Source organism: Plantactinospora sonchi (genome assembly GCF_036422035.1).
Lineage (GTDB): Bacteria > Actinomycetota > Actinomycetes > Mycobacteriales > Micromonosporaceae > Plantactinospora > Plantactinospora sonchi.
The window spans coordinates 256,822-272,006 of sequence record NZ_JAZGQK010000007.1; the positions used below are offsets into that span (position 1 = coordinate 256,822).

At 72.2% G+C, this 15,185-nt stretch carries 16 protein-coding genes and 1 pseudogene; 11 read left to right on the top strand and 6 right to left on the bottom strand.

The window, feature by feature from the left end; all coding sequences use genetic code 11:
• Positions 1-35: 35 nt before the first annotated feature.
• A complete protein-coding gene (locus V1633_RS10370; protein ID WP_331214016.1) occupies positions 36-872 on the bottom strand; it encodes a hypothetical protein in 837 nt (278 codons plus the stop codon).
• Between the two features lie 256 nt (positions 873-1,128).
• On the opposite strand from V1633_RS10370, the gene V1633_RS10375 reads away from it, so the two are divergent.
• The 9 genes from V1633_RS10375 (at position 1,129) to V1633_RS10415 (ending at position 8,723) form a co-directional block, all read left to right on the top strand.
• A complete protein-coding gene (locus tag V1633_RS10375; protein ID WP_331214017.1) occupies positions 1,129-1,629 on the top strand; it encodes a hypothetical protein in 501 nt (166 codons plus the stop codon).
• Positions 1,630-1,773: 144 nt separating this feature from the next.
• Positions 1,774-2,724 (top strand): TIGR04222 domain-containing membrane protein, encoded by a 951-nt coding sequence (locus V1633_RS10380; protein WP_331214018.1) that lies wholly within the window; start codon positions 1,774-1,776, stop codon positions 2,722-2,724.
• Between the two features lie 38 nt (positions 2,725-2,762).
• A complete protein-coding gene (locus V1633_RS10385) occupies positions 2,763-3,182 on the top strand; it encodes a hypothetical protein (RefSeq protein WP_331214019.1) in 420 nt (139 codons plus the stop codon).
• 179 nt (positions 3,183-3,361) lie between these two features.
• On the top strand, positions 3,362-4,075 hold the full coding sequence (locus V1633_RS10390; RefSeq protein WP_331214020.1) for a hypothetical protein: 714 nt from the start codon (positions 3,362-3,364) through the stop codon (positions 4,073-4,075).
• A 20-nt stretch (positions 4,076-4,095) separates the two neighbouring features.
• Entirely contained in the window at positions 4,096-4,800 is a 705-nt protein-coding gene (locus V1633_RS10395) for an ElyC/SanA/YdcF family protein (protein WP_331214021.1), read from the top strand.
• A 181-nt stretch (positions 4,801-4,981) separates the two neighbouring features.
• Complete coding sequence (locus tag V1633_RS10400; protein ID WP_331214022.1) at positions 4,982-5,971, top strand: DUF4331 family protein; 990 nt, start codon at positions 4,982-4,984, stop codon at positions 5,969-5,971.
• Between the two features lie 93 nt (positions 5,972-6,064).
• Positions 6,065-6,568, top strand: a complete 504-nt coding sequence (locus V1633_RS10405; RefSeq protein WP_331214023.1) for a hypothetical protein — start codon at positions 6,065-6,067, stop codon at positions 6,566-6,568.
• A gap of 143 nt (positions 6,569-6,711) precedes the next feature.
• Complete coding sequence (locus V1633_RS10410; RefSeq protein ID WP_331214024.1) at positions 6,712-7,338, top strand: mycothiol-dependent nitroreductase Rv2466c family protein; 627 nt, start codon at positions 6,712-6,714, stop codon at positions 7,336-7,338.
• A gap of 281 nt (positions 7,339-7,619) precedes the next feature.
• Positions 7,620-8,723 carry a colicin D domain-containing protein gene (locus V1633_RS10415; protein WP_331214025.1) on the top strand — a complete coding sequence of 368 codons (1,104 nt, stop codon included), beginning with the start codon at positions 7,620-7,622 and terminating at the stop codon, positions 8,721-8,723.
• 104 nt (positions 8,724-8,827) lie between these two features.
• Here the strand turns inward: V1633_RS10415 and V1633_RS10420 are convergent.
• The 4 genes and pseudogenes from V1633_RS10420 to V1633_RS10435 form a co-directional block, all read right to left on the bottom strand.
• Positions 8,828-9,901, bottom strand: a pseudogene (locus tag V1633_RS10420) (ABC transporter ATP-binding protein); the annotation flags it as partial.
• 17 nt (positions 9,902-9,918) lie between these two features.
• Positions 9,919-10,743 carry an ABC transporter permease gene (locus V1633_RS10425; protein ID WP_331214201.1) on the bottom strand — a complete coding sequence of 275 codons (825 nt, stop codon included), beginning with the start codon at positions 10,741-10,743 and terminating at the stop codon, positions 9,919-9,921.
• A gap of 27 nt (positions 10,744-10,770) precedes the next feature.
• Entirely contained in the window at positions 10,771-11,571 is an 801-nt protein-coding gene (gene modA / locus V1633_RS10430; protein ID WP_407951995.1) for a molybdate ABC transporter substrate-binding protein, read from the bottom strand.
• Positions 11,568-11,993: a TOBE domain-containing protein gene (locus V1633_RS10435; protein ID WP_331214026.1), complete on the bottom strand. Its 426-nt coding sequence runs from the start codon at positions 11,991-11,993 to the stop codon at positions 11,568-11,570. The genes modA and V1633_RS10435 overlap by 4 nt, the downstream gene beginning before the upstream one ends.
• A 103-nt stretch (positions 11,994-12,096) precedes the next feature.
• Between V1633_RS10435 and V1633_RS10440 the strand changes: the two genes are divergently transcribed.
• Positions 12,097-13,176, top strand: coding sequence for a class I SAM-dependent methyltransferase (locus tag V1633_RS10440; protein WP_331214027.1), 1,080 nt, complete (start codon positions 12,097-12,099; stop codon positions 13,174-13,176).
• Positions 13,177-13,272: 96 nt separating this feature from the next.
• On the opposite strand, the gene V1633_RS10445 is transcribed toward V1633_RS10440, so the two are convergent.
• On the bottom strand, positions 13,273-13,812 hold the full coding sequence (locus V1633_RS10445) for an NUDIX hydrolase (protein WP_331214028.1): 540 nt from the start codon (positions 13,810-13,812) through the stop codon (positions 13,273-13,275).
• 220 nt (positions 13,813-14,032) lie between these two features.
• On the opposite strand from V1633_RS10445, the gene V1633_RS10450 reads away from it, so the two are divergent.
• Positions 14,033-15,040: a helix-turn-helix domain-containing protein gene (locus tag V1633_RS10450; RefSeq protein WP_331214029.1), complete on the top strand. Its 1,008-nt coding sequence runs from the start codon at positions 14,033-14,035 to the stop codon at positions 15,038-15,040.
• Positions 15,041-15,185 lie beyond the last annotated feature (145 nt).

Sequence of the window (15,185 nt, forward strand, 5' to 3'; positions counted from 1 at the left end):
CGTGCGACCGCCGGAGATAACCGGCTCTCGATGGGTCAGGCGCGGCGTGCGTCGACCAGTCGCCCGGCGGCGATCAGGACCGTCGCCCAGACCACGTTGCCGACCAGCATCGCGACGGTGAAGGCGTCGCCGTGGTCGCCGAGGGCGGTGCGGACCACGGCGGGGGTGACCGGGGCCGGCGGCAGGAGCGCGAGCCCGGCGAGCAGCGCGACGGGCTCGTAGTCCGCGGTCGCGACCCAACCGCCGACGATCATGGTGAACCCGCCGTACGTGACCGTGGCGACGACCGCGAGCAGGGTGTTGGCGACCGTCGACGCGCGCAGCATCGGGGCGACCAGCGTGCCGAGGCCGACTCCGGCGATCGCCGCCAGCGGGTACCCGGCCAGTCCGGCGGCCAGGACACGCTGGAATCCGTCCTCGGCGAGCAGGTCGGTGGGGAATGTCGCCGAGGCGTTCTCGGACCACCAGTCGAGCCGTCGGCGGGTGTCGGCGGAGACCTGCCAGGCGACCGCGAGGTTGACGGCCGCGAGCAGCATCCCGGCGGGTACGGCCGCGACCAACGCCCGGGAGATCCCGCGCAGGCGGGACGCGAGGAACACGCCGAGGAACAACGCGACGAACTGGTTCCAGAAGAAGCCGGACGTGAGGGCCATGAACAGGTCGACTCTGAGGTTCTGGTACTGCTCCTCCCCGGTCTGCGGGTCGAAGTAGACCCAGAGTTGGTAGAAGTCGGCGTTGTGCGGCCCCAGTGCCGCCGCGACGACCGCGACCAGGACGATCGCGACGAGCACCGCCAGCCACGACCCTGACACCCGCCACCGGTGGGGCGCCCGACGGAGTTCCGTCGCGCCACCGCTCGTCCGCTCGGACACGCTCACCCCCTGACGGGTCGGGATCGTCGGGCACCGCCGCATCCGTGTGGTGCGCGGCCGGGATCGCCTCTTCCAGGGCAGCATACGGAAGCGTCCATATCGACCCGCGCCATTGAGGCACAAGATTCACTCAAGGTTGTCATCGGGGCGGCGACTTCCGGCCCGGTAGGTGGTTCAGTGTGAGCCACACCCGCCGCGGTCGCGGCGGCGACGCGGTCCCGACCGTGGCCGCGACTGTCCACATAGGAGTGCAACTGTGCCTGCCACCTGGAAGTCTGTCCGTCCCAGCAAGAAGACCAGCGCCGTGCTCGCCACCCCGCTGCTGACCCTGGCCGCGGTGGCCGCCACCGCCACTCCGGCCGCCGCCGCGCCGACGACCCGCTGTTCGGCGTACCAGTACCAGTCGGCGCCGGTGGTCACCAACGTCGCGATGAAAACGTGTGTGGTGAAGAACGGCAACTCGCGCTACGCGTACGTACTCGTCGAGCAGGCCAGCGCGTACAGCGGATCCACCTGGGATCTGTTCAAGGTGCACGCGCGGCTGGAAAAGAGCGACGCCAACAAGGCTACCAAGTGGTGCGACTTCACCGACACGATGAACCGTCACCAGAACCCCCGGGTCACCTGCCAGACCGCGACCGTCACGTCTTCCTCGACCGGCGGCTGGACCAGCGACGCGGTGGTCGTCTTCAACTTCAACCTGGACGGCAAGGGCGACAAGTCCCGGGCCCTCACCGGCTCGCCCAGCGTGAGCTGACCGGCTCGTGCCGGTGGGACCCGGCCAGGATCGCGGCCGGTCCCACCGTCGCATTACCGAACCGAGACATCGGGCCGGCCCGGGGGCTGGCCACGGCACCCGACACTGGAATACACACCGCCTTTTCCCGAAGGGGGTCCGCCGATGTGGCATCTCTCGATTCCGATGTTCGTCTGGGCGTACCTGGGGGTGGCCGGGGCGGTCTTCGCCGCCGGACTGGCCCACCGCCGCCGGACGGTCAGCCGACCCGTGCGGCTCACCGCCGACGACCTCCGACCCGAGCAGGTCGGCTATCTCAACATCGGCGAGCAGCTCGCCATCTACACCTCCCTGACCGGGTTGCGGGCGGCCGGCGTGGTCCGGCTGGGCGACGACCGGCGCACCTTGGTGGCGGCCCGTCCACTCCCGTACGACGCGACCCGGCTCGACGCGGCGGTGTACGAGGCGGCCGCGAACGGGACCGCGCTGCAGTCCCTGCCGGTGCACTTCCGGGTACGTGCGGCGGCCGGCGAGATCCGCGACGAACTCGAAGCCGCCGGACTGCTGCTCGACCGGAGCACACGACGCTCCGCCGGACGGGGTGCCCTGGCGATGTTGGCCGTCCTGGCGGTCGGTGTCAGCCGGCTCGCGATCGGCATCGGCAACAGCCAGCCGGTCGGCTATCTCTTCCTCGCGCTGCTGCTGGTCGGGGCCGGGCACCTCTTCCTCATCGCCCGGATCCCCTCGACGAACGCCGCGGTCGGGCTGATGCTGCACGAGCTGCGTGAGCGTTACCGGCACCTGCGCCCTGACCAGCAGCCGGCGTTGGAGACCTACGGGCCGTCCGCGGCGGCGATGGGGGTGGCGCTCTACGGCGCCAGCCTGCTCCAGCACCTCGACCCGGACATGGCGGCCGAGGCGTACACCCGCCGTCAGGCGCTCAGTCCCGAATCCACCGGCAGCAGCGGAGTCTGGGGCGGCGGGGCCGCCGGCAGCAGCGGCTCGGACTCCGGCAGCGGCTGGGGCGGCTGCGGCGGAGGCGGCAGCGACGGCGGTGGCGGGGGAAGCAGCTGCGGTGGCGGCGGTGGTTGTGGTGGGGGCGGCGGGGGAAGCTGACCCCTTCTCCCGGCGTGATCGGACTAGACTGCGCCACCATGCAACCTGCGAGAGTGCATCCGGGCTTCATCGTGCTGATGCTGCTGGCGTTCCTCGGCCCGCCGATCGGGTTCGTCATGACCATGGCCGCGGCCGACGGTTGCGACATTCTCGGGCCGGAGTCCAACGCGGTCGCCATGGTCGAGTGCGAGCGCGAGGGACACGCGCTGGAGACCGGGGGCCTGGTACTGGCGCTCGGCGGCCTGACCACGATGGTCGCGGCGGTGGGATTCCAGGTGGTCCGGGCCGGGGTGCGGATCGACGGCCGGCCGCCGTGGCCGCCGGCCGGACCGGGTGCGGGTGTGCCGGGCCCGGGCGTGCCGGCACAGCTCCCGCCGCCCGGGCCCGGCGGATACGCCCCCGGATACCCACCACCCGCGCATCCCACCTCAGGGGCGGGACAACCGCCGTACGCGTGACCGCCGCGGAGCCGGCCGGGCATCCGAGAGCTCCGGTGGTCGTCTCCCGACCGGTCCAGGCGGCCGGGAACGGTCGGGACGGGTCCGCCGGCAGGCCCGTGAACGGCGGCCTTCGCGAGGCACGGCCCGGCTCCCGTTAGCATTGCCGGGTCCCGAGGCGGCTGCGGAAACGAGGCGACATGCGGTGGCTCCAGCGTCTGCTGGGTAAGAAGCAGGTCGAGTTTGATTCGGCACGGCAGGAGGCGTTGCTCCAGGACGCCCGGCACCGGTTCGGCGCGCGTGCCCAGATCCGGTTCCCCGATCAGGTCGACGCGGTCACCCGGTTGCTCGACGGAGACGACGGCCTGCTCGTGGCGGCCAGGATCGTGCGCGAGTTCACCGACGACGCGCACGCGGATCTGCTCGGCCAGGCCGCCGAGCTGTACCGGCGTACCGGTTACCGGCTGCTGGTCGACCGACGGAACTACCGGCCGCTGTGGCGGGAGGCCGGCTCACAGCTGCGCTGGTCGCTGTTCGGGCTGCGGTGCGGCTTCCACCCGTACGCGCAGGTGGCGGGGGCGGTCGCGGTGCTCGGCGAACGGGCGGACCGGCTCGTACGGGTGACCGACCCGTTCCCGCCGCTGGCCCAGGTGTTCGAGGTGCTCGACCTCAACGCCAACGGCTGGGACCACTCCCGGGTACGGGTGGACACCGACGCCGCCGCCCTGGCCAACCGTCTGATCGCGACCGCCCGGGACATCCGGGCGGCGATGGACGACCCGCCGCCGATCCCACCCTCCGCGCGGGAGATGATGCGCCGCAACAACAGCGTCCACGTCTACGATCCACACCTCGACCGGGTGGTCGGCACGATCAACCTGGGCGGCGAGCTGCGACCGGCGCTGCTGACCTGAGCGACGGCGGGAGAGTGCCGATGGGCGGGGTGCCTCCCCGGGTGGTGCGGGCGGAAGAGCTGTCCGGCTTCACGACCGCCCGGTTGATGGACGTGACGACGGCGGTGATGGCGATCCTGGCGCTGCCGCGCCCGGTCGGTCAGGTCGACGCGGTGGTGGTGCCGACCGGGCAGGGCGAGCAGTGGCGGATCAGCCATGCCATCCGGCGCTGGGAGGCGGACCGGGACATCCGGTGCCTGCTGGTGGCGAACGGGAACCCGGCGGAGCGGACCTATCACGAAGTCACCATGCCCTACCTGCGGCGTCTCGGCCTGCGCCGGCTCGACGGGGTGCACCTCCAGGCCGAAGCCGCGCCGAACACCGGCCTGCAGGCCGCCTGGGTCGCCGACCGGGTCGAGGCCCTCGGCGTCACCAGTCTGGCGATCTCCGTCTCGGCGTACCACCTGCCGCGGGTGTTCCTCACTCTCCTCCGGGCGCTCAGTCAGCGCGGTGTACGGGTACCCCTCGTCCCGGACCCGGTGCCGGTCTCGTCCGGCGCGGCCGTTCCGGAGACCGGGGCGACCGGCTACGACCTGCTGCCCGGCGAGGTGGAACGCATCCTCCGGTACGCCGACGAGGGCTGGCTGGCCACGCCCGAGGAACTGCGGCGGTACCTGCGGTGGTGGTGGGACGAGCACGGCGGCCCGCTCGGCGGATCGGCGACCCTCGGCGGGGCTCCGCGCTAGCGGACCGGGAACCGGATCCTTCACCCGGTCGGGCACGACTCCACGAATCGCCTGTGGGCCGCCCCGGACGTCACTAGCGTCCGGTCGTGAACAGCCCGAGTGGTCGTGCCCAGCGGCGACGCGGCGCTGCCGAACTCCTTCCGCTGCCGTGACACCCCGCCTTGAAGGTCCAGGAGCCGCCATGTCCAACCACTTCAGCGCCGACAACCTGGGGTTTCCCGGCGACGATCGCCGCCTCGAACTCACCGACCTGTACGCCTTCGCCTCGATGGAGGACCCCGGCCGGACGATACTGATCATCGACGCGAATCCGACGGTGGCCCCGCCCCCGGTGCCACCGGCCACCACCGGCCCGGAGTTCTGTCCCGGTGCGGTCTTCCGGATCAACATCGACACCGACGGGGACGCGCACGCCGACATCGCGTTCACCTTCACGTTCTCCGACTACGTCGACGGCCGCCAGACGGGAACCGCGTGGTACGCCACCGGCGCCGACGCCCGCCAGCCGGAGCCCGCCGGTCAGGTGCTCGCCGAGTCCTTCCCGGTCAGCTTCGACGGCACGGTCCAGCCGGTGCTCATCGACGATCCGGCGCCGATCCGGCTGTTCGCCGGGCTGCGCAGCGACCCGTTCTTCGCCGACGTCGAGGGCGCCCTGCACGGCATGAAATGGACGGGACACGACGACTTCGCCGGCAACAACGTCGATTCCATCGTGCTGGACGTACCCGCCGAGTTGCTCGGCGGCCCGGAGATCGGGATATGGGCCTCGATCAGCCGGCGACGCGACGGCGTGCTGGAGCAGATGGACCGCGGTGGAAACCCGACCATCAACCCGTTCATCAACCCGGACGGCGAGAAGAACCGGTACAACTCCCGGCAGCCCGCCGACGACGTGGAGAACTACCTGGGCCCGTGGTCTCAGCTGTTGGAGCAGGGCGGCTACTCGCCGGAGGAGGCCAAGCGGACCGCCATGCAGTGCCTGCCCGACATCCTCCGCTACGACCGGACCAAGCCCGCCGCCTATCCCAACGGTCGCGCGCTCGTCGACGACGTCTTCAGCTACCGCTTCGCCTGGCTGAGCAACAACAAGCTGCCGCCGACCGGCCTTCGGCCGCACGACGACATGTTGACGTACTTCCCCTACCTCGGCCCACCCAACCCCATGCCGTGACCGCCAGGTTCGGTTCCGCGGATGGTGCAGGGGCAGCGCTGCGCGGTGTGCCCCCACGGTCCGGTGGATCGGGTGGTGGGGAAGAGTCAGCCCATGACCTCTCCACCACCCGCCTACGCGGTACCCGGTGTCGAGTCCGCGGACGGCACCGACGACCCACGTAGGGTCTGGTACTGGGGCTCCCAACTCGCCAGCTGCGTACCGGTCGCCGCCGTCCTCGACCGTGTTCCGGCGGTCCTGACGACGGTCGAGGAGGCGTGGCCGGGACACACCCTGACCACCACCCGCGCCCAGCTCTGCGCCGTACTCGGGGTCGGCACCGGTGACGGCCTGCTCTGGGGACTGAGCTTCGCCGACGAGGTGGGGTTGCTCGTCCAGCCCTACCAGTCCCGCCAGGAGTCCGACCCCGACCTGGTCGTGGAGGCGCTCGCCGTACAGCCCGACGTCGACTTCGCCGACCAGGTCGACACGGCGTGCTTCGAGGTGCGCATGGCCCGGGTGCACCGTGCCGACGAGATGCTCGCCCGCTGGCTCGACACGATCATGACTGCCCACCGTGAGTTCGCCCGCCGCCGGAGCATCGACCTGCCGTACTGAGGCCGGCGGCCGATCGCCGCCCGCGCAGGGGGGCCACGCCATCCTCCGGCCGATCGGCGGTCTGACGTCCGGCCCGCCCCGAACCACAGCGGCGCCGGACACTGGCGCGTCCCGGTAGGGTGGGGGACTGCGAAGGGGGACGGATGACGGAACGGGCCATCGCCGACTTCTGGTTCGACCCCGCGTGTCCGTACACCTGGACCACCTCGCGCTGGTTGCTGGAGGTGGCGAAGGTCCGGCCGGTGGAACCGCGCTGGCACGTGATGAGCCTCTCCGTGCTCAACGAGGGTCGGGACGACGATCCGGAGGGTGACCCCGAGGGCTATCTCTGGGTGCCGGTTCGGATCTGTGCGGCGGTGGCCGACCGGTACGGACAGGAAACGCTCGGCCGGTTCTACACCGCACTCTGGACGGTGGGCCGCGACGCCGGGCACGACTGGCTCGGCGACCTGCACACCGCCTTGACCCGGGCCGGCCTGCCGACCGAACTCGCCGACGTCGGCCAGACCACCGAGTACGACGACGCGGTGCGCGCCTCGCACGCCGAGGCGATCGCCCTGGTCGGCGAGCACGTCGGCACCCCGATCATCGCCGCCACCGGCCCGGACGGGCGGCGGGTGGCGTTCTTCGGCCCGGTCATCTCCCGGATTCCGGTGGGGGAGGAGGCTGGCCGGCTCTGGGACGGCGTCCTGCTGGTGGCCGGGGTGTCCGGCTTCCACGAGCTGAAGGGCCCGCCGCACGCCCCACCGCAGCTCGACGTCCCGGCCTGACGTCCGGCCCGACGTCCCGGGCGGTGCGCCAACCCAGGCGCCGTCCCGACAACCACGACCCGTGGGACGTCTCCGCATTGTCGAGGATCGCTCCGCCCACAGGGGACACATTGTCGACCGGATATGTGGCAGCATGGCGCGGCGCCCACACCGGGCGCCCGGACGTCTGACGCCGCGCTGATCAGCCTGTGCCTCGCCGCTGGTGTCGCGCGCGCACCGCAGGTCTCGGCCAACGCGGGCTCGGCCGCGTCGACGTTCGGCGAACCAACGGGGGAACCACCTTGCGTACTCGAATCACCCGCGGACTGGCCGTGCTGGCCAGCGCGGCCACCCTCCTCGCGGTGGGCCTCGGCTCGCCCGCCTCGGCTGCGTCCGACGACCCACCAGTGCCATATCCCGTGCTGGGCTACCAGCTGTCGGTCGACGGGGCGAATCCCGCCGCCATCGAGCTGGAGTCAGAGGTGGAGCTGGAGGCGCTCCTCCAGAACGGATTCAACGTTCCGGCCCTGGTCCACTACCGGTTCTCGGTGCACTGCTACGAGGGCGCCGAGGTGCAGAGCCCCGACATGGTGGTGCTGGTGCCGCCGGCGCCGTACATCGGCGGCGGCGTCAAGGTGCCGGTGGAATACGACATCACCGTCCCGTGGGACTGCGTCGCACAGACCAACCCCCTCTGGGGCTACAACGGCTACTTCTACCTGGAGACGGGGCGGGCGGAGGACGACTACAACCAGGCGTCCATCATCTTCTTCAGCATCAAACTGCCCGAGTTCACGGCGACGCCGTACCAGCTGCAGAAGAAGTACAAGCACGCCAAGGTCTTCGACATCACCGCGAACTACAACCCGGCCATGGGTCTGGTCTTCGGACAGGCACTCAGGGACTTCGTCGCGGCACCCGGCACCCTCCGGGTCACCGGTACCTACCGCGGGGCGCCGTCGATCCTGAGCTACAACCCGACCGACCGGAGGGTAGTCGTCCAGAGCATTGACGGCGCCTTCGTCACCGCCCTCAGAATGAGCCCGACCAAGCTGTGGCACGTGCAGAGAGACAGGGCTCTCGGCGGTTCCGGAAGCAACCGCTCCGCCGACGAGTCGGACGTCTCCGCCGGGTCTGCCGGCCCGACCGTGTACCTGGCGCTGCTCGAAGACTTCGTCGAGGGCAGGACAACCGCCGACCAGTTCGAGGTGGGCTTCCTCGATGCGTTCCGGACGGACGACGTCCAGCATCCGGCGGCGACGAGCGCCGTCCTCGACGCGTTGTTCTTCCCGGTCGACGTCTACTACGGAGATCCCGCGCTCCGGGCGGAGGGCGACATCGACGCGGATCAGCTCAAGACCGCCGCCACCGCGGCACTCGCCAGCCTGGGCGCGGCGGTGAACTGACCGGAACCTTTCGGTCAGCGGGCGTCACCGGGCTCCGTGGGGAGACCGTGGGCGTCCACTGCCGCCGGCTGCGGCGGCACCCCGTCCACCAGCGCGTTCGTCGCCGCCGGGTACGCCCGGGTCTCGGTCGCCTTGACCGCGACCCAGACCGGCTGCCCGGCGGCGAGACGCAGCTGGGCGGCGGCGGCCGGAGTGATGTCGGCGGCCACCTCGACCGGGCCGGTGAGCCGCACCCGCAGGTTGTCGCCGTGCCGTTGGATGCCGTCGACCGTCGCCGGCCAGGTGTTGCGCGGGCTGCCGTCGGGGCGCTCCAGGTGCAGCGCGACCGCCGACGGCGGAAACGCCACGAAGACCTCGCCGCGCGGCACCTCGGCGATCGTGAGCGCGAATTTGTCGGTGATCCGGACCAGGGCGCCGTCGGCCCGCCCCCGATAGAGGTTGAGCCCGACCAGCCGGGCCACGTAGTCGGTGCGCGGCCGGGCGGTGATGCTCGCCGCGTCGCCCTCCTGGACCACCCGGCCGTCCTCGACGATGACCAGCCGGTCGGCCAGCACCAACGCGTCGAGCGGATCGTGGGTGACCAGCAGCGTCGCCCCAGGATGGGCGGCCAGGTGCCGCTGGAGTTCGGCCCGGGTGTCCAGCCGGGTCCGGGCGTCGAGTGCGGCCAGCGGCTCGTCGAGCAGCAGCAGTGCCGGTTCGACGGCCAGCGCCCGGGCCAGCGCCACCCGCTGCGCCTGCCCGCCGGAGAGCTGACGGGGCTTGCGCCGGAGCTGCTCGGCCAGCCCCATCCGGTCCAGCCAGCCGGCGGCCAGCTCACGGGCACGCCGCCGGTCGACGCCGCGCCGTCGGGGCCCGAAGGCGACGTTGTCCAGTGCGGACAGGTGTGGAAAGAGCAGGTAGTCCTGGAACACCACGCCGATCGGACGCCGCTCGGTCGGCGTCCAGCGCCGCACGTCCGGCCGGTCGAGATCCTGGCCGCCGAGGGTGACGTGCCCGGCGTGCAGCGGGGTGAGGCCGGCGAGGGTACGCAGTGCGGTGCTCTTGCCTGCCCCGTTCGGCCCGAGCAGCGCCACCACCTCACCGGGGTCGATGGTCAGCCGCAGGTCCAGTCGGAACGAACCCCGGTCGACCACCAGGTGGGCGTCGAGCAGCGGCCCGGTCCGGGTCTGCTGGTGCAACGGGTCACGGAGACTGGTCACGGGCCGCTGATCCAACGGTCGCGGAGACTCGCGAGGATCACCACCGAGACGGTGAGCAGCACGAGACTGAGTACGATCGCCGCCTCCAGATCGGTCTCCAGGGCCAGGTACACCGCGAGCGGCATGGTCTGGGTGCGTCCGGGGAAGTTGCCGGCGAAGGTGATGGTGGCGCCGAACTCGCCGAGCGCCCGAGCCCAGCAGAGCACCGTACCGGCGGCGATGCCCGGGGCGACCAGCGGCAGCGTGACATGGGTAAAGGTGGTCCACCGACCGGCGCCGAGGGTCGCCGCCGCCTCCTCGTACCGGACGTCGGCACCGCGCAGCGCCCCCTCGACGGCGATGACCAGGAACGGCATCGCCACGAACGCTTCGGCGAGCACCACCCCGGCGGTGGTGAACGGCAGGGTGACCCCGAACGTCGAGTCGAGCCACGAGCCGACCAGCCCCCGGCGGCCGAAGACCAGCAGCAGCGCCACGCCACCGACCACCGGCGGCAGCACGAGTGGCACGGTCACCAGCGCGCGGACGATCCGTCGGCCCGGGAACTCGACCCGGGCGAGCAGCCAGGCCAGCGGTACGCCGAGGGCGAGACAGAGCAGCGTGGCGAGGGTCGCGCTCTGCACCGAGAGCCGCAGCGCGGTGAGCACGGCCGGTTCGGCGAGTCGCTGCGGGAGCGTACTCCAGGGGGCTCGGAGCAGCAGCCCGGCGACCGGCAGGACAAGGAGGACCAGCCCGAGTACGGCCGGCACGAACAGCGCGACCGGGATCCGGCCGGGCCGCCGGGCCGGGCGCCGTGGCGCGGCCGTCGTCGGCCCCGCCATCTCGACGTTGTCGGAGACCGACACCGGCTACGGCGCCTGGAATCCGGCGGCGGTGAGCACGCCGCGAGCGGTGTCGGAGAGTACGTAGGCGACAAACGCCCGGGCGGCCGGGCGGTTGGGGGCGTCCTTCAGCACGACGATCGGGTAGTCGTTGACCGCGCCGGCCGACTCGGGGAACTCGATGCCGTCCACGTCGGCGGCGGCCGCCCTCGCGTCGGTGCGGTAGACCAGCGCCGCGTCGACCTCACCGAGTTTCACCTTCGCCAGCGCCGCCTTGACGTCCTGCTCCAGGGTCACCGGGGTCAGTTTCACCCCGGCGGTGTCGAGGGCCTGCTTCGCCGCCGCCCCGCACGGCACCTGTTCGGCGCAGAGCGCGGCCTTGACGTCCGGCCGGGTCAGGTCGGCCAGTCCGGTGACCCCGGCGGGATTTCCCTTCGGTACGGCGATGACCAGTTGGTTGCGGACGAGCGTGGCCGGCGTTCCGTCGCCGTTACCGGCGTCGGTGACCGTCCTCATGTTGGCCGGGGCGGCGGAGGCGAAGACGTCGGCCGGTGCGCCCTGGTTGATCTGGGTCGCCAACGCGGAACTGCCGGCGAAACTGAACGTCACCCGCACCCCGGGACTGGCCGCCTCGAAGTCCTTGCCCAGCTGGGTGAACGTCTCGGTCAGCGAGGCGGCGGCGAACACGGTCACCGGACCGGTGACCGTCGAGCCGCTGCCGCCCGGTGCTGGACTTCCGGTGCCGTCCCCACCGCCGCAGCCCACGAGGCCCAGCAGGGCCAGTACGGTGAGCGGGGCCAGGGCGGTGCGTAGCCGGGCTGCCTTCACGCGCTCGTCCTCCCTCGGACAGCCGCGGTCGTCGAGGGCTTCTCCACGACAACCGTGGTCGACTTGATCACGGCGACCGCCACCGAACCGACCTCCAGGCCGAGGTCGTCGACGGCTTCCCGACTCATCAGCGACACCAGCCGGAACGGGCCGGCCTGAATGTCCACCTGCGCCATCACCGCGTCCTTGACCACGGCGGTGACGATGCCGCGCAGCCGGTTGCGGGCCGCCGCCCCCTCGGCCCGGGTGGACGCGGCGGCGGCCCCGGCCCCGGCGCCCCCGGCCAGCGCGATGCCTTCGATGACCCGGTGGCCCTGCCCGTCCCGGCTCGCCGCCAGACGCCCGGCGTCGACCCAGCGACGGACGGTGTCCACGCTGACGCCGAGCAGTTCCGCCGCCTCGCCCATCCGAAACATGGTCACGAAGGCACGATAGCCCGCCCGCAACTGCGAGCGCTAACGCCTCTTTCTGGCCGAACATCCGGTCGGTGTTCCCTTATTCTCATCGCATCTGCATGATGAACAGATGACTGTCGCGTCCACCTCGTTTCCCGGCTGGCCGGACCTGACCGAAGCGCAGAGCCGACGGTGGAGGCAGGTCCTCGACCGGATCGTCGGCGTGTTGCCGTCGGGCGCGGTCGGGGTGGTGGTCGACGGCAGCGCGCCGCAGGCGGGCGCCGTCGCCGACCGGTTGGCCGAGACACTGCTGGCCACCGGCCGCCCGTGCATCCGACTGGCCGACGGGGCGCCCCCGGCCGCCGACGAGGATCGGCGGCGGACGGAACGGACCGCGCGGACGGTGACGCTCGCGGACGGTCCCCGGTGGCGCCGGTACCCGCCCGACGGGCACTGGGACGTGGTCGTCCGGCTGCGTACCCCGGCCGACCGGACCGGCGGTGACGGTGACCGGCGCCGCGACGGTGACGTCGTCGTCGACCTGCACGATCCGGCCTGGCCGGTGATCCGGCACATCGCCGACCGGCTCGCCCCGGACGACTCCTGGTACCTGGGCGAGTCGCAGGCGTTCTTCGCCGTCCGCGCGCCGCACTGGGACAGCAGGTTCGGTGACGACCTGCCGGTGTACGCCGAAGCGGTCGCGGTCGCGGGCCTGCCGACCGGCGGGACGGTCGTCGACGTCGGCTGTGGCACCGGGCGGGCGCTGCCCGCTCTGCGCGACGCGGTCGGACCCGAGGGCATCGTCGTCGGCGTCGACGTCACCCCGGAGATGCTCGCGGTCGCCCGGGCACCCGCCGGGCGGGCGTCCGCCACCCTGCTGCTGGCGGATGCCCGGCGCCTGCCGTTCTCCGACGCCGGGGTCGACGCGGTCTTCGCCGCCGGACTGCTCACCCACCTGCCGGACAGCGACGTCGGCCTGCGGGAACTCGCCCGCATCACCCGACCCGGCGGGCGGTTGGTGCTGTTCCACCCCTCCGGGCGGGCCGCGCTCGCCGCCCGGCACGGGCGCCGGCTGCGTGCCGACGAGCCGCTCGCCGAGACACCGCTACGCGACTCGACCGGTCGGACCGGTTGGCGGCTCGACCGGTACGACGACGCGCCGCACCGGTTCCTCGCCATCGCCGCCCGGACGTCCGACCGGGCCGGCTGACCGGGGACGTTGGTCGCCTGACGCGCTCCGGCGCCGCCCGGTCACCGACCGGCACCTCCGGCGGATCCACCGCCGCCGCACGGTCGGTGACCGCCCTCAGCGCGTTTCCGGCCGGTCCGCCCGCCAGGCACGGAGCCGGTGGTACGCCTCCAGCCCGTCCGGCACCCACGTCCACTCGGGCAGCCGCTGCGCCAACTCCGCCTCGGTGAGGAAGGCGTGCCAGGCGACCTCCTCCGGCTGCGGGTCGACCGGCCCGTCCCAGCGCACCTCGTACACCGCCGACCACCAGGTGTGCTCCGGCGTGTCGTAGAGGAACCGGAACAGCGGCGTCGGGGCGGGCAGGCCGGAGACACCCAACTCCTCCTCGGCCTCGCGCAGCGCCGCCTCGTCGTACGTCTCGCCGGCGCCGAGCACGCCACCCACGAACATGTCGTACGCCGAGGGGAAGACCAACTTCCGTGCGGTACGCCGGTGCACCAGGATCCGGTCCTGGGCATCCCGGACCAGCACGAACGCGGCCCGGTGCCGCAGCCGCCGGGCGTACACGTCGGCGCGCCGCGCCTGCCCGACCACCCGGTCCTGCTCGTCGACGACGTCCAGGATCTCGTCCGCGGAACGCGGGGTCTGCTCGGTCACCAGATCATCCAAGCAGAGCCGCCGCCCGGTGCGACCGTGGCCGGCCCGGCCGGGCGGAAAGCTTCCCGCGAGTCGGTGCGCGATCACCAACCTGCCCGCGACCCGGCGCGACGCCGGCGACCTCGTCGACCGGCTGCCCGGACAGCGCACCGTCGAGGTTCCGCACCAGATCCGCGGCGGGTCTTGCGGCTCAAGTCACTTGAGACCGCAAGGTGTGGGTATGCATCAGGACGGTCTCTACCCCATCGGGGACGTGGCGCGCCGGACCGGGCTGACGGTCAGCGCCATCCGGTTCTATTCCGACGAGGGCATCGTGCGCCCCGCGGGTTCCACCGAAGCCGGTCACCGGCTCTACGACCTGCGGACCATCGCCCAGCTGGAACTCCTCCGTACGCTTCGCGACCTGGGAACCGGGCTGGACGACATCCGTCGGCTGATCGAGGGTGGGATGACCCTGCGTGACCTTCTCGCGGAGCATCTGACGGCCGTCGAGCGCCAGGAGCGCGAGCTTCGGGCCAGGCGGGCCGTGCTCAGAGCCCTGAACAAGCAGGACGGCCCGGCCGCGCGGGCCGCCCTGATGCACAAACTCGTCTCGATGGCCGACGAGGAGCGGGAGCGGCTCGTCGACGAATTCTGGACCGACGTCGGCGCAGAGTTGCCCGCCGACTTCGTCGAGCGGCTCCGGACGATGCGGCCACGGCTACCGGACGACCCCACCGCCGCGCAGCTCGAGGCCTGGATCGAACTGGCCGACCTGCTACGGGACGCGGAGTTCCGCGACGGGGTCCGCGGGTACCTCCGGGACACCTTCGCCGGCGACCCGGGGCTGCGGCTGACCGTCGCACCGGTGCAGGACTTCATCCACGGCGTCGGGACGCGGATCATGGAGGAGATCGTGGCGGCGCACCGGTGCGGACTGCCGGCGGAGGCGCCACACGCCCAGGAGCTGGCCGCCCGCCTCGTACGTGGGGCCACCGAGGCCGCCGGCGTACCGGCCACCGCGGAACTCCGTGACCGGATGGCCGAGGGTTACCTGATGATCGGTGAGGTGTACGAGGAGGCGGGGACCGATCCACGGTACGAGGCCACGCACGGCCGGTACCTGTCCCTGGTGGCCGTGATCAACGAAACGCTGCCGGACGCCCGGGTCTCCTTCGACGTCGACCTCGGCGAGTTGGGCGGGTGGATAGCGGCTGCCCTTCGTGCTTCCGTCCCGGCGGCGCCGTAGGACGGGGGCTCGTCGCCGCGCCGGTGTGCCCTGGGTCTTTTCACCGGTGGCCGGCGAGCTGGTCTACTCACCTGGTGACGGTGGCCGAACTCGGACCGGAGGTCGTCTGGCTGCTCGCCGGCCGCGCACGGTGAGCAGCCGTCGA

Excerpts from the sequence above, each read along its gene's own strand:
- V1633_RS10385 (WP_331214019.1), top strand. The coding sequence starts at position 2,763 with ATGCAACCTGCGAGAGTGCATCCGGGCTTCATCGTGCTGATGCTGCTG.
- V1633_RS10395 (WP_331214021.1), top strand. The coding sequence starts at position 4,096 with ATGGGCGGGGTGCCTCCCCGGGTGGTGCGGGCGGAAGAGCTGTCCGGC.
- V1633_RS10410 (WP_331214024.1), top strand. The coding sequence starts at position 6,712 with ATGACGGAACGGGCCATCGCCGACTTCTGGTTCGACCCCGCGTGTCCG.
- V1633_RS10440 (WP_331214027.1), top strand. The coding sequence starts at position 12,097 with ATGACTGTCGCGTCCACCTCGTTTCCCGGCTGGCCGGACCTGACCGAA.
- V1633_RS10450 (WP_331214029.1), top strand. The coding sequence starts at position 14,033 with ATGCATCAGGACGGTCTCTACCCCATCGGGGACGTGGCGCGCCGGACC.
- V1633_RS10380 (WP_331214018.1), top strand. The coding sequence starts at position 1,774 with ATGTGGCATCTCTCGATTCCGATGTTCGTCTGGGCGTACCTGGGGGTG.
- V1633_RS10425 (WP_331214201.1), bottom strand. The coding sequence starts at position 10,743 with ATGGCGGGGCCGACGACGGCCGCGCCACGGCGCCCGGCCCGGCGGCCC.
- V1633_RS10405 (WP_331214023.1), top strand. The coding sequence starts at position 6,065 with ATGACCTCTCCACCACCCGCCTACGCGGTACCCGGTGTCGAGTCCGCG.
- V1633_RS10390 (WP_331214020.1), top strand. The coding sequence starts at position 3,362 with ATGCGGTGGCTCCAGCGTCTGCTGGGTAAGAAGCAGGTCGAGTTTGAT.
- V1633_RS10400 (WP_331214022.1), top strand. The coding sequence starts at position 4,982 with ATGTCCAACCACTTCAGCGCCGACAACCTGGGGTTTCCCGGCGACGAT.